The organism is Halanaeroarchaeum sp. HSR-CO (genome assembly GCF_024972755.1).
Lineage (GTDB): Archaea > Halobacteriota > Halobacteria > Halobacteriales > Halobacteriaceae > Halanaeroarchaeum.
The window spans coordinates 1,028,932-1,050,948 of the sequence record NZ_CP087724.1; the positions used below are offsets into that span (position 1 = coordinate 1,028,932).

Here is a 22,017-nt window from a genome sequence, read left to right on the forward strand (position 1 = left end):
GCTCGCTTCGCTCGCTCCCCCTTGGAGATTCCGCCAGGACCGCAACCGCCCCTCTAGTCGTGTCTGAACGCACGACTGCCAGTGAACGCCATCGCCATCCCGTGCTCGTCCGCGGCCTCGATGACGTCATCGTCGTTGACCGAGCCACCCGGCTGGACGACGGCTTCGATTCCCGCCTTCGCGGCTTCCTCGATCCCGTCCGGGAAGGGGAAGAACGCGTCGGAGGCCATCACGGCGCCCTCGGCAGTCTTGCCCTCGGCGTCCTTCTCGGCTTTCATCGCGGCGATCTTGACCGCGTCGACGCGGCTCACCTGGCCGACGCCCAGCCCCACGGTCTCCGTGCCCTTTGCGAAGAGGATGCCGTTGGACTTGACGTGCTTCATCGTCTGCCAGGCGAACACCATGGCCTCGAGTTCTTCCTCGGTCGGCTCTCGTTCGGTAACGACTTCGAGGTCCTCGGCGGTTATCTCCTGCTGGTCGCGTTCCTGGACGAGACGTCCGCCGACGATTGGTTTCTCGGTGAGCGTCTCGGTGACCTCTCCGAGGTCCCCCACGTCGAGGACGCGCAAGTTCTTTTTCTCGCGCAGGATGGCGAGTGCCTCCTCGGTGTAGCCGGGCGCCACGACGACTTCCTTGAACGAATCGGTGATCTGTTCGGCGGTCGCGGCGTCGCACTCCCGGTTGAGCGCGACGATGCCGCCGAACGCACTCATCGGGTCTGTCGCGAGCGCCTTCTCGTAGGCTTCGGCGACGGAATCGGCGACCGCACAGCCGGCCGGATTCGTGTGCTTGATGACGGCCGCGGCGGGGTCGTCGAACTCCTTGATGAGGTTGAGTGCGCCGTCGGCGTCGTTGTAGTTGTTGTACGAGAGCGCCTTCGCCCCCTCGTTCAGTTGGTCGGCGTCGACGACGTTCGCCTCCTCGACCGTGGCGTCGGCGTAGAGCGCGGCGTCCTGATGGGGGTTCTCGCCGTATCTGAGTTCGCGGACGCGGTCGTCGGAGACGACGCGACGATCCGGGAACGACCCCCCACCATCGCCCTCGACGGTGACGGTGTCGCCATCGACCGTGACGCGACCCTCGGCGAACCACCGGACTGCCCGCGGGTACGCCTTGAACTCGCCCTCGTAGAGGACGCGATCTTTGAGGTCGCTCTCGTCGTCGCCCTCGTAGACCGGCACGGGTTCCTGGGTGATGACCGGTCCGGCGTCCACTTCGGATTCGAGCAGGCTGCCGTCCTCGGCGACCGCGTTCGTGACGACGTGGACCGTACACCCGGTGAGGGCGACGCCGGCCTCGAGTACCTGTTCGTGCGCGTTCATCCCTGGGAACGAGGGGAGCAGGGCCGGGTGGACGTTGATGGTCGTCGGCGCCTCGTCGAGGAACGTACTCGAGAGGATTCGCATGTAGCCGTCGAGAACGACCAGGTCGAAGTCGTACCCCGACAGGGCCTCGAGGACCGCCCGTTCGTGCTCGAAGCGGTCCATATCGTCGGTCTGCTCCACGATTTCGGTGGGGATGTCGCGTTTCTCCGCCGTCTCGAGCACCGGCGCGTCCGGGTCGTTCGAGAGAACGACGCCCAGTTCGGCACCGCCCGGTCGGCGGTCCTGGATATGCATGAGGTTCCGTCCCCGATTGCTCGCCATGCCGGCAATCCGTACCATGCTGAGACCACCGTCTGCGAGGGGCAAAGGAATTGCGGTTGTAAAGCGGATTGTATCCACGATTGCGGATTGAATCGGCCAAATTCGGGGCGAAAAACCATGTTGGTATGCACGCCTGTGGGTGGATACCGACACGTTTTTGCGCCGACCGCCGTCTTTGCGCTGTATGTACCCCGACCGAAGTCCGCTCGACGCGGTCTCACCTCTCGACGGTCGATACGCCGGTCGCACGGCCCCGCTGGCGCCCTACGCGAGCGAGGCCGCGCTCATGCGGACACGCGTGCAGGTCGAGATAGCGTACCTCATCGCCCTCGCCGACCTCCCGGCGGTCCCGTTCTCGCTCGAGGCCGACGAACGAGACGCCTTGCGGTCGGTCTACGAGAACTTCGACGACGAGGACGCTCGCCTCGTCAAACGCATCGAGACGGAGGGCGCCCGCGGGTACGCGGCGACCAACCACGACGTCAAGGCCGTCGAGTACTTCGTCCGCGAACACGCACCCGAACGGGTCCATCCGTGGATCCACTTCGGGCTGACCAGCGAGGACGTGAACAATCTCGCGCATCGGCTCCTCGTCAGACCGGCGATGGAGGCAGTCCTTCTTCCCGAACTGCGCGCAATCCGTGACGAACTCGTCGAGATGGCCCACGACCACGCCGACCTGCCGATGCTCGCGCGAACTCATGGCCAGCCAGCCACGCCGACGACGTTCGGCAAGGAGATGGCCGTCTTCGCCACCCGATTGGGCCGGGCCATCGGTCGCATCGAGACCGCCGTCGACGAGCTCCAGGGCAAACTCGGCGGCGCGTCGGGGACGCTCGCGGCTCACGAGGTGGCCTATCCGGACGTCGATTGGCGGGCGTTCTCTCGGCAGTTCGTCGAATCGCTCGGCTTCGAGCACGTGGAACCGACTACGCAGATCAACCCGAGCGACGACCTGGCGACCCTCTTCGACGCAGTTCGCGGTGCGAACGCCGTCCTCCTCGACCTCGACCGCGACGTCTGGCGCTACGTCAGCGACCGGTATCTCGGCCAGGAGGCGGCCGCGGGCGAGACCGGGTCCTCGACCATGCCGCACAAGGTGAATCCCATCGACTTCGAGAACAGCGAGGGGAATCTCTCGAAGGCCAACAGCGACCTCCAGTTCCTCGGCGAATACCTCACGTCGTCCCGACTCCAGCGAGACCTCTCGGACTCGACGGTCAAGCGGAATATCGGCGCTGCCTTCGCGTACTGTCTGCTCGGGTACGTCAAGCTCCGCGATGGACTCGCGACGGTCGTCCCGAACGAAGCGGTCATGCGAGAGGACCTGGAGGGGACGCCCGAGGTGATCGGTGAGGCCGTCCAGACCATCCTCCGTCGAGAGGGCAAATCGGACGCCTACGAACACGTGAAGGAGCTGACCCGGGGACAGCGCGTCGACCTCGAGGACTTCCGTGCCCTCTTCGACGACCTGGACGTCTCTGAGTCGGTCAGAGAGGAACTGCGCGCGCTGACGCCAGCGACCTACACCGGCGTCGCGAGCGACCTGGCCGAGGACGTGCAGTAGTCTCCGGTCATTCGGAATCGAACAGCGTTTCGAGTGCGTCCTCGAGCGCCACGCCTGCCTCCTCGACGGCCGATATCGTGACGTACTCTCGCTCGCCGTGGGCCACCGGTCCCGCACCGTCCTGGAGATGCCCGGGACCGAAAACGACGGTCGGTGCGTCCTTCGCGAAGTAGGATGCCTCCGTCGCGGCACCGAACGCTCTAACCTCCCCGCCGCTCGCCGTCTGGAGGGCGGTGACGACGGGTGCCTCCGGGTCGGTCTCGAACGCCTCGAGGAACGGCGTCGGCCGATCTTCGGGTTCGACGTCGATCGAGAGGGTGTCGGGCGTGTGTGCCCTGAGGTGCTGGCCGAGCAGGTCGAACAACCGATCGGCGGACTCCGGCGGGACGCTCCGCCGGTCGAAGGTGATCGTCACCTGCGAGGGAACCCGGTTGGTCGCTTCACCCCCCTCGACGAGCGTGGGGGTGAGCGTCGGCGGTCCCAGTCTGGGGTGGGGTGCCGGGCCGAATTCGGCGTCGAAGGAGTCCAGTGCCGCGATGGCCTGCGCGGCCCCCGAGATGGCATTGACGCCCGCCGATGGCTCGGCGGCATGCGCACCCGTCCCGCCGATGGTCACCGTTCCCTGGAATCGGCCACGGGCCGCGACACAGACGTCGAGACCGGTCGGTTCGCCGACGATGTAGGCGTCGGCATCGAGGTCGAGGTGCGCTGCACCGGTCGACGCGGTCTCTTCGTCCGGCGTGACCGCGAGCGTGAGCGTGCCCGTGGATGGCTCGGTAGCGAGGAATGCCGCGAGTATCGCTGCGAGCGGCCCCTTCGCGTCGCAGGAACCACGACCGCGTATCTCGTGGTCCGTTCGCTCGAAGGGGACGTGCGGTGGGACCGTGTCGATGTGCGTGTTGAGGACGACGTGTGGCTGTCCCTCCCCCTTCGACGCGACGACGTTGCCCGCATCGTCGATGGTAGGGGATGCACCGTGTTCTTCCAGGGTCGAGACGAGCAGTGCTCGCATCTCGTCGACGCCCTCGTGGGAGGGCGTCTGGACGGCGCGTTCGAGAAACGAGATCGGATCGAAGCTCATCCGTCGACCACCGCCGGGGTGTCGGGGTCGCGAGGGGCCGTCTCGGAGAACTCGAACGCGGTTGGGCCCCGGAGGGTCGTCGTCCAGTCCTCCCTGACGGTCACGGTAAGGTCACCTCCCGGTGGACTCACGACCGTCGATTCGCCGGGCTCGATCTCGCCCAGGTGTGTGGCGACGGCCGCGATGGCGACGGCGCCGGTGCCACAGGACAGCGTCTCGCCCTCGACGCCGCGCTCGAAGGTTCGCTGGTCGAATCCCTCGGTGGTACGGGCGGCGAAGGTCGCGTTGGCGCCCTCCGGGAAGACGTCGGCGTGTCGGATCGGCGGGGCATCGGCGTCGATGTCGACCGCCTGGACGTCGTCGACGAAGGCGACCGCGTGGGGGACGCCCGTATTGACGGCTGTGACGACGTATCCCTCCAGTTCGGTCTCGACCATCGGCTCGTCTGCCTCGACGGGGACTGCCGCCGGATCGAAGGATGGCGTCCCCATCTCGACGGTGACACTCCAGTCCTCGTGGATCCGGGTGTGTCGGGGGCCGGCGTCGGTCTCGAGCAGCACCTCGTCGGCACCGGTTCGTTCGGAACCCCAGCGTCCCGCGACCCGGGCGCCGTTGCCGCACATCTCGGCGGTGCTCCCGTCGGGCTGATATAGCGTCATGTCCACGACGGGTGGTTCCTCGCCGTCTCCGTCCGTCTCCTCGGGTTCGAGGAATAGGACCCCGTCGGCGTCGAGGTCCGCACAGAGTGCGATTGCGAAGGCTGGGCGGTCCGGAACGTCTTCGTGGCCCTCGACGACGGCGAAGTCGTTGCCCGTGCCGTGGTATTTCTGGTACGGGACCTCGGTCATACGTCCTCCATCGCAGTCACGTCGGAAAACTCCTCGCGCCGTCGAACGACGCGAGCGGCACCGTTCTCGAGTGCGACGACGGCGGGTCGTGGTCGTGTAGTGTACTGGTTCGCCATCTCGATGCCGTAGGCACCGGTGTTGCCGATCGCGAAACTGTCCCCCCGGATCGGCTCCGGGAGTCGTCGGTCCTCCGCGAGTACGTCGGTACTCTCACAGACGGGACCGACGACCGTGACGGTGGTGTCGCCACGTTCGCTCGCGTCCGATGCCAGATTCCGGACGTGGTGGTACGAGTCGTAGAGGGCGGGACGAAGGAGGGTCGTCATCCCCGCGTCGACGCCCGCGAACACGTGATCTTCGCCAGCCCGCTTGACCGTGTTCACGGCGGTCACCAGCACGCCCGCGTCGGCGACGACGTACCGGCCCGGTTCGACCGCGAGGTCCACGTCGAGGTGCGAGAGCGCGTTGCGGGTCGCCTCGGCGATCGGATCGAGGTCGATGGGCGGTTCGTCAGGGTGGTAGGGGACACCGAATCCGCCCCCGACGTCGACGAACTCGAGCGAGACGTTGGTCGCTTCGACCACGTCCGCGAGCGTCTCGACGACGGCACGATGGGCCTCGTTGTCTTCGTTCGAGAGGCCGCTTCCGGTGTGTGCGTGGACACCGACCACGTCGAATCCCCGAGCCTCGGCGCCTTCCAACACTGCCGGCACTTCTGCAGCGGAAATGCCGAAGGAGGCGTCGCCACCGGTGGCGACCGCGTCGCCATGTCCGGCACCGATACCCGGGTGAACGCGAATGGCGAGGCGTCCCGAATACCCACGCTCGTCGAGTCGATTGACGGTGTCTCGGGCACCGGCGGTGATCGTCAGGCCGGGGTGGTCTTCGGCGAGCGAGACGACCGCGTCGAGGTCGGTCGCCGGTGGATTGACCGCTGTGTAGAGGACGTGTTCGCCCGCGAAACCCGCCTCGAGTGCCCGGACGACCTCGCCAGCGGAGGCACACTCGACACCGATATCTTCGGCGGCCAGCCGTTCCAGGACTGCCCGACCAGCGTTCGCCTTTGCGGCGTAGTGAACCTCGGCCGTCGGGAATGCGTCCTGGATGCGCGCGGCGTTCTCCGCGACCCTGTCGAGGTCGATCACGTACAGCGGCGATCCGTGCTCATCGACCAGAGACTGTAATTCGCCCGCGTCCCAGTCGGCCAGACGACGGATCGGTGGCCCAGTCCTCACGACCGAAGTACCTCCTCGCGCTGTGCCCCCTCGAGGGTGGTCGCTTCGAGGTCGGTCGCCACGACCGCTGGCTTGTAGGCGCCGCCTTCGAAGAGGTCGTGTTCGCCCATCCTCGATTCGACGAACCGCGTGAATGCCCGGCGTTCGGGCGGGAGGTGGCCGTAGACGATCTCCTCCTCGACGAGGTCGTAGATGGGGATTCGCGGGGTGAGCAGCGTGTTCTCGCCGACGACGCTGTTCGCCCCGACGACGAATCCGGAGGTCACTCGCGATCCGGCCCCGAGCGCGACCCCCTCCTCGACGACGACGGGGGCGTCTTCGATGGGTTCGAGGACACCACCGATGACCGTATTTGCCCCGAGTTTGACGTCGTCACCGATCTGGGCGGCCGACCCGATCGTGTCCGCCGAATCGACGAGCGTTCCGTCCCCGACGTAGGCGCCGATGTTGACGAAACTCGGGCTCATTAGGATGGCGTCTTCGCCGACGTACGCACCCCGGCGGATGACCGTTCCGTCGGGCGTGTTGCGCGTGCCCTTCGTGAGCAGGTCGTCAGTACCACGCAAGCCCAGGACGTCGTGGTAGGTCACGTCGCCGTACTGTCTGGGCTCGGTCTCGCGAAGAGCGAAGTTCAGGAGGATCCCTCGTTTTACCCAGGGGACCGCCTCCCAGGAGTCGTCTCGCTTCTCGGCGGCGCGCACGTCCCCTCGTTCGAGGGATGCGAGGAACGCATCGAGGGTGTCGAGGGCGTCAGCTCCTGCCGAATCGGCATCGATCTCGTCGGTCTCGTAGCGGTGCTGCAGGTCGCGAATGTCGGATTCCAGTGTCATGCGAGTTCCTCTGCGACGTCCGTGAATCGATAGTATCCCGGTTCCCGTCCAGTGAGCCAGTCGGCCGCGTCGACGGCGCCGGCGGCGAAGACCCCTCTCGACCCCGCGCGATGGGTCAGCGAGAGTGTCTCCTGGTTCCCAGCGACGAGCACCTCGTGTTCGCCGGTCACGTCGCCGGCGCGGCGAGCGTGAATGCCGATCTCGCCGTCGCTCCGGAGTGCCTCCCCCTCTCGACCGTGGACGCGGGTGCTCTCGTCGTCTCGTGCCTCGTCGATGTGGTCCAGAATGACTTTCGCGGTGCCACTCGGGGCGTCACGCTTCGCGTTGTGGTGGGTCTCGGTGAGTTCGACGTCGTACTCGGGGAGCGCACCGACGGCGGCCTCGACGGCGCCGATGAGCGCCTGGACCCCTCGAGCGAAGTTGGCGCCAACGAGCACCGGGATGTGCTCCCCGGCCGCTTCGAGCGCAGCGACGTCGTCGGTGGAGAAGCCGGTCGTCCCGGTGACGAACGGGACGCCCGCCCTGGCGGCCGCTTTCGCGTACTCGACGCTCGCCGCCGGAACGGTGAAGTCGACGACAACGTCCGTGTCCCGCGCTGCAAGCAGGTTGTCGATCTGGTCGGCCGACTCGATTGGTGATGCTGTCGCTCCTTCGATCGGGCCGCTTCTGGCCACCGCGAAGGCGACGTCGGCGTCCCGTTCCGCGAGGACGTCGAGCACCTCCTGGCCCATGCGGCCCGTGGCGCCAGTGACGCCGACGTTCATACCGTGGCGGCCTCCTCGAGGTCTTCGAGGACGGATTCCAGGCCTGCTCGGTATTCCTCGTCGAGGCGGGTCAGGGGCAGGCGGAGTTCGGCGGGACCGTACCCGCGGATGGCCATCGCCTCCTTGACGGGGATGGGGTTCGTCTGGACGAAGAGTTCGCGGAACAGCGGGCCGAGTTCGTGGTGGAGCGATCGGGCCTCCTCGTACCGGCCTTCGAGGGCCGCCCACGTCATTCGCGTGACGCGTTCGGGTTCGACGTTGGCGGCGACGCTGATGACCCCGGTTCCACCCGTCGCGAGGATGGGAAGGGTCATTCCGTCGTCACCGGAGATGACGGAGAACTCCTCGTCGGCGGTGCGCTCGGCGACTTCGCCGATGCGTCCCAGGTCGCCGCTGGCGGCCTTGTAGCCCACGACGTTCTCGTGGGACGCGAGATTCACGGCCGTCTCGACGGCGATGTTACGGCCGGTGCGTGAGGGGACGTTGTAGATGATCTGTGGCAGGTCCACCTCGTCGGCGATCTGACGGTAGTGGGCCTCCATGCCGGCGGGTTCGGGCTTGTTGTAGTACGGCGAGATGAGGAGGAGTGCGTCGGCGCCCGCCTCGGCCGAGCGTCGGGAGAGCGAGACCGCCTCGTGGGTGGAGTTCGAACCGGAACCGGCGATGACCGGCACCGATTCGCGCGCCTCCACGACCGTCTCCACCACGTCGATGTGCTCGTCGTGGGTCAACGTGGCGCTCTCGCCGGTCGAACCGACCGGGACGAGGCCGTCGACGCCTGCGCTTTCGAGGCGGCGGACGTCTGCGGCGAGTTGGTCGTGGTCGATACTACCATCGTCGTCGAACGGCGTCGTCATCGCGGGGAAGACGCCGGTTGTGAGGTCGTCGGGTGTCATGTCGCTGGTGTCTGTGATCTGTCGGACTGCGTGGTCGGAAATCGGACGGTCGACGCGGACGCCCGGGACGGAATTGCCACTTCCGCAACGAGCGGTTCACTCCCGTTTGCCGCGTTTACCCGAGAAAACGACGTGGCTCCCCGTCCGACGAGGACTGTCTTCGGGAACCACGTTCATACCCAGATGCTATACGTCGGCCACTATATGCCTTCCGACGGCTGCAAACCATGCCGACCCCGATAGGGGCCGCTTTCACCGGGTTTTTTCTCGGTCCGGTCCAGACTGCTTCTCGATGCTCGTCCTGGGTGATGCGCACGCGAACGATTCCGCCCGCCGACGAGCGTTGTTCGCGGCCATCCGAGACGCCGACGAGGAAGTCCTCCTGCAGGCGGGCGACCTGTTTTACTACGACCTTCCGGTCGAGACCTACTTCATCGCCGGCAACAACGAGGACTTCGACGTCATCGACGCGCTCCGGTACGGTCGACTCGAGAGTTCCGCCGTGCACAACGTCACCCTCATCGCGAGCGAGGTCGTCGAGGTCGAGGGCCTCAGGGTCGCCGGCCTCTCGGGGAACTACGCACCCACACAGTACGAGAAACCGCGAGATGCCCTCTACGAGCAGCGGCGTCGACATTTCGTCGAGGAGGACGTCGAACGAGCGAAGGAGCTGGAGGACGTCGACGTGTTCCTCGCTCACGAGGTACCCCACGGCACCCCCGTCCACGAGGAGTACGCCGTCGGCTGTACCGCGATCGACGAGATCCTCGAGGCGCTGGAACCCGACCTCTGTCTCGCGGGCCACCATCACCAGCACACCGAGAGCACGTTCGGATCGACGCGTGTCGTCACGCTCGCTCCGGCGTGGGAATCGTACTACCTGCTGGACCCGGAGACCCTCGAAGTCACCCGCCACGAAACGCCCTCTGCGTAACTGTTCTACCTAGGTACTTAGGCGAGGGCCCGCAAGGCGTGCGTATGGTTTCGATCCATCCGGGCCAGCGCGTCGCCGTTCTGGCGGACGCGCAGAATCTCTATCACTCCGCCCAGAGCCAGTACTCCCAGAACGTCGACTACGCGGCCCTCCTGGAGAAGGCGGTACAGGGCCGTGAACTCACGCGGGCTATCGCCTACGTCATCCGTGCGGACTCGCCGGACGAGGAGACGTTCTTCGAGGCCCTGGAGGATATCGGGTTCGAGACGAAGATCAAGGAGATCAAGACGTTCGCGGACGGGACGAAGAAGGCCGACTGGGACGTCGGGATGAGCCTGGACGCCGTCACACTCGCGGACCACGTCGACACCCTGGTACTGGTGACGGGTGACGGCGACTTTTCGCGACTGTGCTCGCACCTCCGCCACGAGGGCGTCCGGGTCGAGGTCATGGGATTCCGTTCCTCGACGGCGGACGAACTCGTGGCATCCGCCGACTCGTTCATCGACCTCGGTGAACGGACGGAGACGTTCCTCCTGTGACCGGGGAACGATATTTCCCGGTCGTCTCTCGAAGGCGCTTTAGTGTCGCCGGCTCGACGGTCTACACATGAACGACGCCGATCTCCCCGCGCTCAGGATCCTCGCCGACTACCAGTTCGGTGCGGGGGCCGGCGAGGATCTTTTCCCCGAGGACGAATCTCTGCGAATCCAGCGATCGAGTTCGGGCCGGCCACGCCAGGTGTTGGCAGCGAACGGGCGACTGGTCTCGCTGGGGCTCGACGGTCGATTCACCCTTGGTATCGAAGGGGGGCGACGGCTCGTCGAGTCCCTCGATTTCCCCGCCTACCGGGTCGAGGTCGGCGACGAGAGCGAACCATACGTCCGCGACGGCAAGAACGTCTTCAACAAGTTCGTCGACACGGTCGATGGTGACGTCCGTGGCGGTGACGAGGTGGTCGTCGTCCACGAGCGCGGGGACGTGCTCGCGGTAGGTCGTGCCGAACTCGACGCGGACGCAATGGTCGATTTCGAGACCGGGATGGCAGTACGGGTCCGCGACGCGGCCGGGCCGAGCGGTGACTGACCGGGTTCGCCACGCTTTTTTCCTCCGGTGTCGACTGTTCGGGTATGTTTGGAGGCGGCGGCATGAACCCACGCAAGATGGAACAGATGATGGAACAGATGGGGATCGACGTCGAGGAAATCGACGCGACGGAGGTCATCATCCGGCAGGAAGACGGTACCGAGATCGTCTTCGACGACCCCGACGTCACGCGGATGGACGCTCGCGGCCAGCAAACCTACCAGGTCATTGGCGAACCGACCGAGCGGGAGGGGTCCGAACCCGAGACGACCGAGACCGAGTCCGCCGCTGCGGACGACATCCCGCAGAGCGACGTCGATCTGGTCCGAGAGCGGACCGGCGTCAGCGAGGACGAAGCTCGTGACGCCCTCGAAGCGACGGATGGCGACCTGGCCGCCGCCATCGACCACCTCGAGTGATCCTTCTCGTCAGAGCGGACCGGGAGTTCCTCTGCGCCCCCGGCGACGAGGTGCATACCGACCTCGGCGTGGTCGAGGTTCCCACCGACGTCGCTCCGGGCGACGTCGTCGAGTCCCACCTGGGCGAGGCGTTCAGCGTGCGGGCCCTCCGTGGGCCAGACCTCTTCCAACACCTGGAGCGAACCGGCGCGCCGATGATGCCGAAGGACATCGGGCTCGTCGTTGGGCACACCGGCGTGGCCGCCGGCGACCGTGTGCTCGACGCTGGAACCGGGACTGGCGTCCTCGCCGCGTACCTGGGCCGAGCGGGCGCGGAGGTCCTGACCTTCGAGCAGGACCCCGACTTTGCCGACGTGGCGCGCGAGAATATGGAACTCGCCGAGGTAGCAGAACGGGTGACCGTCCGGGCGGGAGACGTCACCGATCACCTGGAGGAACTCTCCGGATTCGACCTGCTGACACTCGACACCGCCGACGCCGCCACGGTCGTCGAGCAGGCCCCCTCTCTCCTCGTCTCCGGTGGGTTCGTCGCCGTCTACTCTCCCTTCGTGGAGTCCGCTCGCGAGGTCGAACTCGCCGCTCGCGACGCCGATCTCGAGGACATCGAGACGATCGAGACCATCCAGCGCCGGATGGACTTCGACGACCGGGGGTCGCGGCCCACGACGAAAGGCGTGGGTCACACCGGCTATCTCACCTTCGCGCGGAAGTTGTAGCGAACAGGCGGTGGCACGCGCTCCACGAGGGGGCCACCGCACTCCCGCCACGCCCTCGTGGCAATGCTCTCAGCATAGCACGGGGTGGCTGTGGCTCGGTATTTGAAGGTTTGTCTGGGTTGAGGCGCTCGGGGTTGTTAGTAAAGCATCCGCGAGCGAGTGGTCCGACGGACCCGAGCGAAGCGGTTTTCCATCAGAGCAAAGCTCTGATGACGTCCCGCTCACGGTTGTTCGCGGGACCCCCCGCGCCGAAGGCGCGGGACGTTTTTGGTCCAGATTTTTGGACGAGGGGTTCCCGCAGCGAGCGGACGCGAGCGAGGAAACCCCTCGTGTAAAAAGGTGGGCGTTTAGTGATCGTCTTCGCGCCACTTGTGCTCGCACTCGGTACAGACGAAAAAGCGCGTCTCGGATTCGTCCGCCGCGCGGATCTGTTGCATGTACCAGTAGGCGCGGTCGTTACCACACTCCGGACACCGGGCGTCGGTCGTCGGGAGCCCGGAGTCACCCTCCCCGGTCTCGATGATCTCGCTGACCTCCTGTTCCTCCGAGATGACGTACTCGGCGTCGGGGTCCTTGACTTGCGTGTTCCCACAGTTACTGCACTCCCAGACCCCGTCCGTCGCCCGCATCATCGAGCCGCATTCGTCGCAGAATTCCATGTGTCGGTTCACACCGCCGAGGCGATAAACGCCTTGCGTTCTCCCAACACGATGTTCCAGCTACCGGCCTCTCGTTTCACAACACGCAAGGACGGGGCCGTCCAACGCCACTCCGATGGGAGTGTTCGGCACCGACAGACGCGTACTCGTCCTGGCGTTCGCCCGTATGGCGGACGCGCTGGGCAACTCGTTTCTCATCGTGGTCCTCCCGTTGTACATCGCCTCGGGCCAGATATCGATCGATGCGATCGTGGGGACCAGGCTCCCCATCCTCGGCGTCCCGGTCACGGAATCACTGCTCATCGGACTCGCACTGTCGTTGTTCGGCTTCCTGAACAGCTTCTCGCAACCGCTGACGGGCCGGCTCTCCGACCGTCTCGCGAAGCGGAAGGCGTTCATCCTCGTCGGCCTCGTGTTGCTCGGGCTCGCGAGCGGGGCGTTCATCTTCGTCTCCTCGTACTGGGCCGTCGTCGTCCTGCGAGCCCTCCAGGGGATCGGCGCGGCGTTGACCATCCCGAGTACCGTCGCGCTGGTCAACGAACTCGCGACCTCGGCGTCGGAGCGCGGCGGGAACTTCGGTGTCTTCAACACCTTCCGGCTCATCGGCTTCGGATTCGGGCCGATCATCGCCGGCGTCGTCATCGAGTGGTGGGGCTATCACGCGGCGTTCGCGGTCGCCGTCGCGGGTGCGTTCCTCAGCTTCCTGCTCGTGGCGGCACTGGTCTCCGACACCGAGGAGACGAAAGCGGACGCCGGCGAGGACCTCTCGATCGCCATCCGTGGTGCGGGTGACCGCCTACTGGACCCGGTGTTCGCGCTCGGTCTCGGGACCATCGTGATGGGCATCGCCATCGCGATGTTTGCCACGCTCGAAGCCCAGATCAACACGCGATTGTCCCAGCCTACCTACATGTTCGGTCTTCAGTTCGGCGCAGTCACCATCGCGAACGTCGTCGCACAGATCCCCGTCGGACGGGCGAGCGACGTCTACGGCCGCCGGCCGTTCATCCTCCTCGGGTTCTTCTTGCTCATTCCCTCGACCGCGATCCAGGGCTACGTGTTCACGACGGCCGGGATGGTGGTGGTCCGATTCATCCAGGGTGTCGCGGTCGCGCTGGTCTTCGCCCCCTCGTTAGCGCTCGCCGGGGATCTCGCCAAACGTGGCGCCTCAGGGGCGACGCTGTCAGTCTTGACGATGTCGTTCGGTCTCGGGACGGCGATCGGACCGCTGACCTCCGGGTTCCTGGTTGCCTACGGGTTCGCCGTCCCGTTCGTGGTCGGGGGCGCGCTCTCGGTCGCGGCGTTCGGTATCGTGTATTCGCAGGTGGAGGAGACGTTGTCGGACTCGCGGGGGATCCCGTTCGTGTCGACCGCCGACTGATCACTCGAAGTCCGGTTCTCGGTCCGCCAGGAACGCCTCCATCCCTTCTCGCTGGTCGTGGGTGCCGAAGAGGCTCGTCCACGTTCGGCGTTCGAACGCCAGGCCTGCGGCCTGTGGCCCCTCGTGGGACTGGTTGATGGCTTCTTTGGCCGCCGCGAGCGCGAACGCGGGCTGGCTGGCCAGTTCCGCCGCCAGATCGTCGACCCGATCGTACAACTCGTCGTGAGCGACGACCTCGCCGACGAGTCCCAGTTCGTTCGCGTCGCTCGCGTCGACCCGGTCGCCGAAGTAGATGAGTCGACGGGCGACCTCGTCGCCGACGAGTCGGGGGAGTCGCTGTGTTCCGCCCCAACCGGGGATAATGCCGAGGTCGATCTCGGTCTGGCCGATGATGGCGCGTTCGCTCGCGACGCGCATATCACAGCCCAGTGCGATCTCCGCACCGCCGCCGAACGCGTAGCCGTTGATGGCCGCGATGACCGGTGCAGGGAACGATTCGATGGCCTCGATTAGATCGTGGCCGAGGGTCGCGTATTCGTGGGCTTCGCTCGGACCGAGATCCTTCATGTGGCTGATATCGGCGCCCGCGACGAACGCTTTCTCGCCCGCTCCAGTAATGACGAGGACGCGGGCCTCGTCTTCTGCTGCTGTGTCGAGGGCGTCCCGGAGGGCGTGGAGCGTCTCGACGTTGAGGGCGTTGAGTTTGTCGGGTCGGTCGACGGTGATGGTGGCGACGCCGCCGTCGATCTCGTATCGAACAGTGTCGTTCATGTCCGTCGCCACGACCGTTCGGAGCATAAACGTCCGGGATACAGAACATCGAAATACGCTCGGGACACAATCGACGTGCATGTCCCTCTCCGAGACGGCGCGCGAGCGCCTCGCCGACATCGTCGAATTACAGCCGACGAAGAACAAGGAACTGCAACGACGATGGGAGATGGAGAGTGGTAGCGAGGTGCACCAGTACCTGGAGAACGAACTCAGGGATTACTACTATCGGGACGAGAACTCCCTGATTCGTGCGACCGCCGAGGGCGTCGCCATTGCGACCGGCGAGGAGATGGCCGACACCCTGGCGGTCCACATGTCCGACCTCGAACGCGACATCTTCGCCGTGCTCGCCGGACCGGACGAGCGCTCCCAGAGCGTCGTGTCCGTGCTGCACGTCCTCCAGGACCAGGGGGACGAGGCGTACGACGTGGGCGAGGTCCGCCGTGCGTTGCAGACGCTCTCGCGGAAGGGGGTCGTCGAGAAGGTCCAGCGGACGGTTCCGACGTTCCGACTCGCCGTCGAACGGGACGCGGTCGTCATCGACGCCGAGGCTTGAGTCGACCGCGCCCGGTTACCGCCGTCGGTTTCGTCGTGCCGTCAGGACTCGTTGTATGGCCTTGCCGGGGCCGCCGTCGATGGGCCACCCACGCTGTCGCCAGGCGGGCGGCTCCGGCTCGAAGTGGGGGCATGTCTGTCTGCATTCTGCGGCCGTCTGTTCGTGCCCCGTGGCCCGACACGAGGGAACGAAGTCCTCGGACGCGCGCGCCAGTGCGAAGTGTCTGCAGTCCGGCCGCATCGTCTCGACGAACGACCGCCAGCCCCGCTCGTACGCCCGTTCGGCTATCTCGAGCCGTTTCTCCCGCTTTGCCGCAGGTTCGACGTAGCTGAACCGTGCCGCCGACTCCCCGTAGGTCGTGCTATCGCCGCGTTCCTCGATGACCGTGCCCGTGTGGCCGACCGCGAGCGTGCGCGGGTGCCACAGTACGTCCGCTTCGCCGTCGCCCACCGCGAGAATACCCGCTTCGACCGGGAGGTCCTCCAGCAGTGCCGGTTCGACGCGGTCGTCGGTCCGCGTAGTCGCCAGCCAGACCTCGTCCGCCAGCGCGTATGCGACGTCGCGTTCGAGTTGATCGTGCAGGGCCCGGGCCGCGCTCGCGTCCAGGTCGGGTTTGTTCTCGATGACCACGAGTCGGTCCACCCAGTCCGGGTACGCAGCGATGCGTCTGATCTCGATGCGGTTTCCGCGCTTTCGCTCCTCGAGGATTCCCCTATCGCTTGCGCGGTGGATCGCCTCCCGGACGTATCGCCATGGATACCCTGGATCCGGGAGCGCATCGCGATAGTACGCCCACTTCTCGGGCGCGTTCCGTACCACGTGGAGGAGGTCGCCGTCCAGTCGCTTCTCGCCGAACTGGCCCCGTCGTTCCAGCGCGTCCGGGTCGACCTCGACGACGATGGTGTCCCAGCGACGACCACGGGTGCCGAGCTGTCTGGCGACGACCACCGGTCGCTCGTCGGCCGTCTCCGGTGGCCAGTTGCGTTCTGCCCAGGCACAGACGCGGAGTTCGAACCCGAACTCGTGGTCGGCTTCCGCGTTCACGGTCGATTGCAGACGCTCCGGGGAGATAACCGTTTGGCGGCGGCTATCCGTGGGCCGATCGGGCGCTCGGATGGGTTCCGGACCCGGTTCAGATGCCCTCGTCTTCCAGGAACCCACGGGCTTCGCGGAGGATGTCCCGCGGCCCGTCCTGGGTGATGGTGTTGATCGCTTGCTCGTAGTCCCGCCACTGGAGGTCTCGGTGCTCGGAGGAGAGTTCTGCGCTCGCCTCGAAGGACTTCGCGATGAACAGGTGGACCGTTTTGTGAATCCGGTTACCGTTCGCCTCGAAGACGTAGTCGTAGTCCTCTCGGAAGCCGTCGATGAGGCGGAACTCCTCGATGCCGGCTTCCTCCATGACCTCGCGGATGGCGGTCTGTTGTAACTCTTCGTTCCCCTCCACTCCACCCTTGGGGAACTCCCAGTCCCCTGGTCGGGATTTGAGGAGGAGGTACTCGCGCCGGCCCCGCGTGTCGCGGAACAGGATCGCACCGGCGCTCGTAGCTTCGACCGTCATTTGACGAATGGTATACTGCCATGCAATAAGAGAATGTCGGAGTACGCGACGACCTGGCACGGGGGAAGCCAAACACACGGTTTTTGCTGGTCGGCACCGATTTCCCGGTATATCAATGACCGTCGTCACCCGATTCTCGTTCAAGAGCGGCGATAGGGAGGCTCTCGACGCGGTGGTCGAGGACATCGTCGAGACGAGTCGCCGCAAAGGCGCGGAGATGAAAGGACCGCATCAGGACCCGCCGACAGACCACGAAGTCACGCTTTACCGTCGTCTCGATGGCGACGCCGACGCCGGGTCGGACAACTGGACCTACACGGTGTTTCAGCGTCGGATCGACCTTCGGGGATACGACGAACTGGCCAGAGACTTCCTCGAGAAGGACTATCCGGACAGCATCCAGATCGAAGCCGAAGTGAAATGACCGCGTCGCGGTCCCTGTTCTGCCGTAGACCCGTCGAAACGAGCAGAAGGGGCGTCCCCTAGAAGCTACTCTCGCCGATCTTCTCTATGAACTCCACGGTCCCCTGGTGGGACTCCGTGTCGAAGTCCGTCACGCGTGCCCGGATACGGGTATCGACGGACCCGCTCGGGGCGCCTTCGACGTGCAAGATCGTATCGCCGACGCGAGCGACGAACCCCTCGTCCGATTGGCCGGTGACGAACAGCTCGAGTTCGTCTCCGACGTCGAAGGACGGCGTCTTCGTCCGGAAGCTGAATCCGGCGAAGAAGGGGTTGGTCATACGCGAGCCACCTCCTCGGACGCGCGATCAGTGGTGTACTCCCGCCCGAAGCCGGTGAGGGCTGCGAAGAGGAACACACCGACGAGCAGCCAGCCGTGGAAGACGAACGGGACGACCGAGATGGGCTGGACCAGCAACTGGTCGACGCCGTACTCTGCGACGAGTCCAGGCATCTGTGCGTAGCCGACGAGGACGCCGCCCGCCCACGGGAAGATGTACCCGAGTGCGGAGGTGTTCGCGTCGAGGATGTTGGCGCGCCGGTAGCCGTTGATGTTGTACCGTTCACCGATACGAGCGATGTACGGCGCGATCGCGATCTCTGCGGCCGTGTTGATCGTGATCATCGCGTTCATCGCACCGGTCCCGAGGACCATCGTGGTCTCGGCACGGGTCACGTTCGTCGCGACCCTGTTGAGCAGCCAGTCCTGTAACGCCTCGAAACCGCCGCCGCGGATCATGATCCGGGCACCGGCGACGATGAGCAGTGTCAGGACGATGAGCGGGAAGAATCCGACGGCACCGCTGTAGAGACTTCCAGAGACGCCGGTCTCGGTCCCCGGCACGAGCGTCACGAACGGGAGCCACGATAGCGACTGCGCAGTGGCCAGCCCCTCCGGCGCCTCGAACGCGAGGATGTCGGCGACCGAGGAGAGACCGAGTGCCACGTTGAAGACGATAGCGGTCACGATACCCCACGAGATGGCCTCGACGATGTGACGGCCACGGACCGCCGTCGCGATGACGATAGCGATGGACGCGAGGTGGACGAGACCCAGGGGCGTCCCCTCGAGAGAGGCCGCCCCTTCGAGGGACAGCGTTGGCATCGTGAACCCGGCGACCAGGTAGCCGGCGAATGCGATTACTGCAGCGATGATGGCGTACTTGAACCGTGAGGCGACCACGCCACCGATGTCGGAGTCCTGGGTCACCGCACTGACGATGGTCGTGTCACTCACTGGCGCCAGGTTGTCCCCGAAGACCGCCCCCGAGAGGATGGCACCGAAGAGCAGGACCGGATTCGCCCCGAGCAGGACGCCGGCGGGGAAAAAGAGCGTGACGAACGCGATGGTCGTCCCGTAGCCGGTCCCGATACCGGTTGCGAGAACGGCCGCCAGGACGAAGGTCACCGCAGGGAACAGCTCGGCGCCGACCTGGAGGGCATCGGCAGCCCAGATGAGCCCGTCGACGAAGCCGCCGACCTGAAGCGTCTCGGAGAACATACCTGCCCACAGCCACGCGACGATCGCGGTGGCCGCGACGCGTTGTGTCATGCCCTCGAAGATGGTGTTCGCGTATCCGGCCCAGGAGCCCTTGACGAAGAACATGCCGATGACGAGTGCTACCAGCATTCCGGCAACGAGTCCTCTGGTGTCACCGATCTGTAATACGCCGCTCTGGAAGATGGCCCAGACGATGAACAGTCCCAGGGGGATTCCGCTCGCCCACTTTCCGCCGTAGAACTCGATGTCGGGCTCGTCTCCTCCTTCCTGAACGTCTGAAAATTCGTCCATTACATCCTCATCGAGGTCGTCTTCGCTGCCTGCCATTGCTAGCTCTCACCTATCGGAGTCATCGACCACATGGGTATAAATAACCCTGACTTTCCCAGGAGAAACCCGAGGGGTGGCTTCATGGGTTTTCCGTTCCAGTATCGACCATGGACCCAACGACGCGGTCGCAACTGATCGACCTTCGGCGGGAGCTACATCGGTATCCCGAACCGGCATGGTGTGAGTTCTGGACGACGAGTCGGATCGTCGATGAGTTCGAACGTATCGGCGTCGACGACTACCATGTGGGACGAGCGGTCCTGTCGTCGCCCGATCGAATGGCCGTCCCGGACGAGGCGGCCCGCTCTGAGTGGCTCGAGCGGGCTCGCGAGAACGACGCCCGATACGACGTCCTCGAGGCGACGACCGGCGGCCACACCGGCGCCATCGCGGTCCTCGAACGGGGGGCGGGCCCGACCGTCGCGCTCCGCGTCGACATCGACGCGCTCTGGATCGAGGAGTCGGTAGATGGCGCACACGCCCCCGCCGAGTTGGATTTCAGGTCGCAGACGGGCGAGACAATGCACGCGTGCGGACACGATGCGCACGCGACGATCGGTATCGGCGTCCTCGAGGCCGTCGCCCAGTCGTCCTTCCAGGGGACGTTCAAGGTGTTCTTCCAGCCGGCCGAAGAGCAGGTTGGCGGTGGGAAAGCGATGGCCGAGAGCGGTCACCTGGACGACGTGGAGTATCTCTTCGCGCTCCACGTCGGGCTAGACCATCCGACGGGAACGGTCGTGGCCGGTATCGACGAGTTCCTCGCGGTCAATCACTTCGATGCGGACTTCGTCGGCGAATCCGCACACGCCGGCGCCCACCCGGAAGCGGGGCGAAACGCGGTGCAGGCGATGACGACGGCCGTGCAGAACCTGTACGGCATCGCCCGGCACGATGGCGGCGCGACGCGTGTGAACGTCGGCCCGGTCGGCGGCGGGTCCTCATCCAATATCGTTCCAGCGACGGCGTTCGTTGAGGGAGAGGTCCGCGGTGAGACGACCGAGTTGATGGAATACATGCGCGAACGCGCGAACGTGATCCTCGAGAACGCCGCCGACATGCACGACTGCGACGTCGACGTCGAGACGGTCGGCCAGGCGCCGAGTGCCGAGAGCGACGACGAACTGATCGACCTGGTGTCCGCCGTCGCTCACGAACACTCGGCCGTCACGGACCTGGTCGAGCGCGCACCGCTCGGTGGGAGCGAGGACGCGACGTACCTCATGCGTGCGGTCCAAGAACGTGGCGGACTGGCGACGTACGTCGTCGTCGGGACCGACCATCCGGGCGGTCACCACACCGACACCTTCGACGTAGACGAGGAGACCATCCCCATCGCCGTGGAGGTCCTGACCGACGCCGTCCTCGCCGTCGGTGACCGGTGAGACATCCCTCTCCGATCGACGTTAGTACTTCGGGTCGGCTCCGGTGACGGCGTAGACGTCGTCCATGATGGTATCGCGACGGTCCTGCCACGCCGAAAGCCCCGCCGGCGAGTCCGGATAGTCACCGTAGTGATCGATGAGCGTGTCGGCGTGGCGTTTGGTCCGGTAGAGCTGGAGGACGGTGTCCCAATAGCCGAGCGCGCCGAAGACAGTTTTGAGTTTGAGCGCGATGTCGAATTCGGCCGTGCCAGAGTAGAGCGCTTCGGAGAGTTTGTCCGTCGGCAGTGAGGCGAGCAGCCCCATCATCGTGTCCACGTCGAGGGCGGTCGTGAAGATGTTGTAGACGTCGAGGCCGGCGTAGCGGGCGCCGAAGTGGTCCATGACGCGCTCGTTGTACGCCCAGAGCGTCGCTTCGCTCACGTCACCGGTCTCGATGGCGCTGATCGCTCGTTCCCCCGCGTACTCGCCGGCGTAGGCGGCCCCGGCGATACCTCCACCGGTCGTGGGATTGACGTGTCCGGCGGCGTCGCCGACGGCCATGAATCCCGGAGCGACCGCCGAATCGTAGGGCCGTCTCGTCGGCAGGGCGGCCCCGAGTTTGTCGCGGACCTCGGCCCCGGCGAACTCGGGGCGATTGCGAAGGTCCCGTTTGAGGTCGTCGACGAGGTGCATCGGTGACTCCGTCATCTGGAAGCCGAGGCCGGCGTTGATCGTCGTCTCCGTCCGCGGGAAGTACCAGACGTAGCCCGCGGCGCGATCGGTCGGCTTGAACACGAGTGCGTCGGACCACTCGACCGGCTCGGGTACCTCGACGACCTCCCGATAGGCCGAGGTGAACTGACTGTACCTGACGTTCGTATCGAAGGTGGTGTCGGAGAAATCGGTGGCATCCTGGAGAATCGAGAGGGTGCCTGCGGCGTCGATGACGATATCACCCTCGTAGCGCACGAACTCGCCTTCGTGAACCCCCTCGACACCGACGACGCGGCCGTCCTCCTGGACGACGTCCTTGACGACGGTGTCGTAGTGGAACTCGACGCCTGCCTCCTCGGCGGCCTGAATGATCCTTCGGCCGTACTCCCATCGATCGACCACGGCGAGTTCACCCGGGACGGGAATCTCCAGGACGACGTCCTCCTGAGGAATCTCGAATCGCCCGTGATCGACGTCGGTGTTCGTCATCGCCGGTTCGATCTTCGACTTGGGGATGGCCGAGGGGAACGCGTCGGCGCTCTTGATGGCATCGCCACAGGCGATGTGTCCGGCCTCCGTCGCGTTCTTCCGTTCGAGGATGACGACGTCGTAGCCAGCGTCGGCGATGGTCGCGGCCGCGTAGTTGCCTGCGGTCCCCGCCCCCACGACGACCACGTCGTACTCCTGTGTGGACATACC

Annotated in this window: 24 protein-coding genes; 10 read left to right on the forward strand and 14 right to left on the reverse strand. The window is 65.8% G+C overall.

Annotated features, from left to right (window positions below):
* Positions 1-53 precede the first annotated feature (53 nt).
* A complete protein-coding gene (gene purH / locus HSRCO_RS05285; protein ID WP_259519389.1) occupies positions 54-1,664 on the reverse strand; it encodes a bifunctional phosphoribosylaminoimidazolecarboxamide formyltransferase/IMP cyclohydrolase in 1,611 nt (536 codons plus the stop codon).
* Between the two features lie 166 nt (positions 1,665-1,830).
* Between purH and purB the strand changes: the two genes are divergently transcribed.
* Complete coding sequence (purB, locus tag HSRCO_RS05290; protein ID WP_259519390.1) at positions 1,831-3,213, forward strand: adenylosuccinate lyase; 1,383 nt, start codon at positions 1,831-1,833, stop codon at positions 3,211-3,213.
* A gap of 7 nt (positions 3,214-3,220) precedes the next feature.
* Here purB and HSRCO_RS05295 read toward each other — a convergent pair whose 3' ends face one another.
* Genes HSRCO_RS05295 through dapA form a run of 6 tightly spaced genes read right to left on the reverse strand, consistent with a single transcriptional unit; the run spans position 3,221 to position 8,867 of the window.
* A complete protein-coding gene (locus HSRCO_RS05295; RefSeq protein ID WP_259519391.1) occupies positions 3,221-4,294 on the reverse strand; it encodes a M20 family metallopeptidase in 1,074 nt (357 codons plus the stop codon).
* On the reverse strand, positions 4,291-5,142 hold the full coding sequence (gene dapF, locus HSRCO_RS05300; RefSeq protein ID WP_259519392.1) for a diaminopimelate epimerase: 852 nt from the start codon (positions 5,140-5,142) through the stop codon (positions 4,291-4,293). Before dapF ends, HSRCO_RS05295 begins: the two co-directional genes overlap by 4 nt.
* Positions 5,139-6,377: a diaminopimelate decarboxylase gene (gene lysA / locus HSRCO_RS05305; protein WP_259519393.1), complete on the reverse strand. Its 1,239-nt coding sequence runs from the start codon at positions 6,375-6,377 to the stop codon at positions 5,139-5,141. The genes dapF and lysA overlap by 4 nt, the downstream gene beginning before the upstream one ends.
* Positions 6,374-7,207 (reverse strand): 2,3,4,5-tetrahydropyridine-2,6-dicarboxylate N-succinyltransferase, encoded by an 834-nt coding sequence (locus HSRCO_RS05310; RefSeq protein WP_259519394.1) that lies wholly within the window; start codon positions 7,205-7,207, stop codon positions 6,374-6,376. The genes lysA and HSRCO_RS05310 overlap by 4 nt, the downstream gene beginning before the upstream one ends.
* The gene (gene dapB / locus HSRCO_RS05315) at positions 7,204-7,971 is read right to left on the reverse strand and encodes a 4-hydroxy-tetrahydrodipicolinate reductase (RefSeq protein ID WP_259519395.1); all 768 of its coding nucleotides are present in this window, start codon (positions 7,969-7,971) and stop codon (positions 7,204-7,206) included. Before dapB ends, HSRCO_RS05310 begins: the two co-directional genes overlap by 4 nt.
* The gene (gene dapA / locus HSRCO_RS05320) at positions 7,968-8,867 is read right to left on the reverse strand and encodes a 4-hydroxy-tetrahydrodipicolinate synthase (protein ID WP_259519396.1); all 900 of its coding nucleotides are present in this window, start codon (positions 8,865-8,867) and stop codon (positions 7,968-7,970) included. Before dapA ends, dapB begins: the two co-directional genes overlap by 4 nt.
* A 292-nt stretch (positions 8,868-9,159) precedes the next feature.
* On the opposite strand from dapA, the gene HSRCO_RS05325 reads away from it, so the two are divergent.
* The 5 genes from HSRCO_RS05325 (at position 9,160) to HSRCO_RS05345 (ending at position 12,022) form a co-directional block, all read left to right on the forward strand.
* On the forward strand, positions 9,160-9,801 hold the full coding sequence (locus tag HSRCO_RS05325) for a metallophosphoesterase (protein ID WP_259519397.1): 642 nt from the start codon (positions 9,160-9,162) through the stop codon (positions 9,799-9,801).
* A gap of 44 nt (positions 9,802-9,845) precedes the next feature.
* Complete coding sequence (locus HSRCO_RS05330; RefSeq protein ID WP_259519398.1) at positions 9,846-10,343, forward strand: NYN domain-containing protein; 498 nt, start codon at positions 9,846-9,848, stop codon at positions 10,341-10,343.
* Positions 10,344-10,410: 67 nt separating this feature from the next.
* Entirely contained in the window at positions 10,411-10,887 is a 477-nt protein-coding gene (locus tag HSRCO_RS05335; protein WP_259519399.1) for a PUA domain-containing protein, read from the forward strand.
* Between the two features lie 44 nt (positions 10,888-10,931).
* The gene (locus HSRCO_RS05340; protein WP_259519400.1) at positions 10,932-11,306 is read left to right on the forward strand and encodes a nascent polypeptide-associated complex protein; all 375 of its coding nucleotides are present in this window, start codon (positions 10,932-10,934) and stop codon (positions 11,304-11,306) included.
* Entirely contained in the window at positions 11,303-12,022 is a 720-nt protein-coding gene (locus HSRCO_RS05345) for a methyltransferase domain-containing protein (RefSeq protein WP_396266411.1), read from the forward strand. The genes HSRCO_RS05340 and HSRCO_RS05345 overlap by 4 nt, the downstream gene beginning before the upstream one ends.
* Before the next feature lie 347 nt (positions 12,023-12,369).
* Here HSRCO_RS05345 and HSRCO_RS05350 read toward each other — a convergent pair whose 3' ends face one another.
* On the reverse strand, positions 12,370-12,681 hold the full coding sequence (locus tag HSRCO_RS05350) for a transcription factor S (RefSeq protein WP_259519401.1): 312 nt from the start codon (positions 12,679-12,681) through the stop codon (positions 12,370-12,372).
* Positions 12,682-12,796: 115 nt separating this feature from the next.
* On the opposite strand from HSRCO_RS05350, the gene HSRCO_RS05355 reads away from it, so the two are divergent.
* Entirely contained in the window at positions 12,797-14,062 is a 1,266-nt protein-coding gene (locus HSRCO_RS05355; protein WP_259519402.1) for an MFS transporter, read from the forward strand.
* Here the strand turns inward: HSRCO_RS05355 and HSRCO_RS05360 are convergent, their stop codons facing one another.
* Positions 14,063-14,833, reverse strand: coding sequence for an enoyl-CoA hydratase/isomerase family protein (locus HSRCO_RS05360; protein ID WP_259519403.1), 771 nt, complete (start codon positions 14,831-14,833; stop codon positions 14,063-14,065).
* 79 nt (positions 14,834-14,912) lie between these two features.
* Between HSRCO_RS05360 and HSRCO_RS05365 the strand changes: the two genes are divergently transcribed.
* A complete protein-coding gene (locus HSRCO_RS05365; protein ID WP_259519404.1) occupies positions 14,913-15,392 on the forward strand; it encodes a DUF5797 family protein in 480 nt (159 codons plus the stop codon).
* 15 nt (positions 15,393-15,407) lie between these two features.
* Here the strand turns inward: HSRCO_RS05365 and HSRCO_RS05370 are convergent, their stop codons facing one another.
* Complete coding sequence (locus tag HSRCO_RS05370; RefSeq protein ID WP_259519405.1) at positions 15,408-16,436, reverse strand: DUF5787 family protein; 1,029 nt, start codon at positions 16,434-16,436, stop codon at positions 15,408-15,410.
* 88 nt (positions 16,437-16,524) lie between these two features.
* A complete protein-coding gene (locus HSRCO_RS05375) occupies positions 16,525-16,950 on the reverse strand; it encodes a bis(5'-nucleosyl)-tetraphosphatase (protein WP_259519406.1) in 426 nt (141 codons plus the stop codon).
* Positions 16,951-17,065: 115 nt separating this feature from the next.
* Here HSRCO_RS05375 and HSRCO_RS05380 point away from each other — a divergent pair, with 115 nt between their 5' ends.
* Complete coding sequence (locus HSRCO_RS05380; protein WP_259519407.1) at positions 17,066-17,374, forward strand: uS10/mL48 family ribosomal protein; 309 nt, start codon at positions 17,066-17,068, stop codon at positions 17,372-17,374.
* A gap of 58 nt (positions 17,375-17,432) precedes the next feature.
* Here the strand turns inward: HSRCO_RS05380 and HSRCO_RS05385 are convergent, their stop codons facing one another.
* Both HSRCO_RS05385 and HSRCO_RS05390 read right to left on the reverse strand, forming a co-directional pair.
* A complete protein-coding gene (locus HSRCO_RS05385) occupies positions 17,433-17,693 on the reverse strand; it encodes a hypothetical protein (protein ID WP_259519408.1) in 261 nt (86 codons plus the stop codon).
* Complete coding sequence (locus HSRCO_RS05390) at positions 17,690-19,204, reverse strand: Na+/H+ antiporter NhaC family protein (RefSeq protein ID WP_259519775.1); 1,515 nt, start codon at positions 19,202-19,204, stop codon at positions 17,690-17,692. Before HSRCO_RS05390 ends, HSRCO_RS05385 begins: the two co-directional genes overlap by 4 nt.
* 146 nt (positions 19,205-19,350) lie before the next feature.
* On the opposite strand from HSRCO_RS05390, the gene HSRCO_RS05395 reads away from it, so the two are divergent.
* A complete protein-coding gene (locus HSRCO_RS05395) occupies positions 19,351-20,625 on the forward strand; it encodes an amidohydrolase (RefSeq protein ID WP_259519409.1) in 1,275 nt (424 codons plus the stop codon).
* A gap of 21 nt (positions 20,626-20,646) precedes the next feature.
* Here the strand turns inward: HSRCO_RS05395 and HSRCO_RS05400 are convergent, their stop codons facing one another.
* Positions 20,647-22,014 carry a geranylgeranyl reductase family protein gene (locus tag HSRCO_RS05400; RefSeq protein ID WP_259519410.1) on the reverse strand — a complete coding sequence of 456 codons (1,368 nt, stop codon included), beginning with the start codon at positions 22,012-22,014 and terminating at the stop codon, positions 20,647-20,649.
* Positions 22,015-22,017: the final 3 nt, after the last annotated feature.

Coding starts and splice junctions, on each gene's coding strand:
- HSRCO_RS05385 (WP_259519408.1), bottom strand. CDS start 17,693: ATGACCAACCCCTTCTTCGCCGGATTCAGCTTCCGGACGAAGACGCCG.
- HSRCO_RS05310 (WP_259519394.1), bottom strand. CDS start 7,207: ATGACACTGGAATCCGACATTCGCGACCTGCAGCACCGCTACGAGACC.
- HSRCO_RS05360 (WP_259519403.1), bottom strand. CDS start 14,833: ATGAACGACACTGTTCGATACGAGATCGACGGCGGCGTCGCCACCATC.
- HSRCO_RS05365 (WP_259519404.1), top strand. CDS start 14,913: ATGTCCCTCTCCGAGACGGCGCGCGAGCGCCTCGCCGACATCGTCGAA.
- HSRCO_RS05330 (WP_259519398.1), top strand. CDS start 9,846: ATGGTTTCGATCCATCCGGGCCAGCGCGTCGCCGTTCTGGCGGACGCG.
- HSRCO_RS05355 (WP_259519402.1), top strand. CDS start 12,797: ATGGGAGTGTTCGGCACCGACAGACGCGTACTCGTCCTGGCGTTCGCC.
- dapF (WP_259519392.1), bottom strand. CDS start 5,142: ATGACCGAGGTCCCGTACCAGAAATACCACGGCACGGGCAACGACTTC.
- HSRCO_RS05295 (WP_259519391.1), bottom strand. CDS start 4,294: ATGAGCTTCGATCCGATCTCGTTTCTCGAACGCGCCGTCCAGACGCCC.
- HSRCO_RS05380 (WP_259519407.1), top strand. CDS start 17,066: ATGACCGTCGTCACCCGATTCTCGTTCAAGAGCGGCGATAGGGAGGCT.
- HSRCO_RS05395 (WP_259519409.1), top strand. CDS start 19,351: ATGGACCCAACGACGCGGTCGCAACTGATCGACCTTCGGCGGGAGCTA.
- HSRCO_RS05340 (WP_259519400.1), top strand. CDS start 10,932: ATGTTTGGAGGCGGCGGCATGAACCCACGCAAGATGGAACAGATGATG.
- HSRCO_RS05400 (WP_259519410.1), bottom strand. CDS start 22,014: ATGTCCACACAGGAGTACGACGTGGTCGTCGTGGGGGCGGGGACCGCA.
- HSRCO_RS05375 (WP_259519406.1), bottom strand. CDS start 16,950: ATGACGGTCGAAGCTACGAGCGCCGGTGCGATCCTGTTCCGCGACACG.
- HSRCO_RS05350 (WP_259519401.1), bottom strand. CDS start 12,681: ATGGAATTCTGCGACGAATGCGGCTCGATGATGCGGGCGACGGACGGG.
- HSRCO_RS05335 (WP_259519399.1), top strand. CDS start 10,411: ATGAACGACGCCGATCTCCCCGCGCTCAGGATCCTCGCCGACTACCAG.
- purB (WP_259519390.1), top strand. CDS start 1,831: ATGTACCCCGACCGAAGTCCGCTCGACGCGGTCTCACCTCTCGACGGT.
- HSRCO_RS05325 (WP_259519397.1), top strand. CDS start 9,160: ATGCTCGTCCTGGGTGATGCGCACGCGAACGATTCCGCCCGCCGACGA.
- dapB (WP_259519395.1), bottom strand. CDS start 7,971: ATGAACGTCGGCGTCACTGGCGCCACGGGCCGCATGGGCCAGGAGGTG.
- HSRCO_RS05390 (WP_259519775.1), bottom strand. CDS start 19,204: ATGGACGAATTTTCAGACGTTCAGGAAGGAGGAGACGAGCCCGACATC.
- purH (WP_259519389.1), bottom strand. CDS start 1,664: ATGGTACGGATTGCCGGCATGGCGAGCAATCGGGGACGGAACCTCATG.
- dapA (WP_259519396.1), bottom strand. CDS start 8,867: ATGACACCCGACGACCTCACAACCGGCGTCTTCCCCGCGATGACGACG.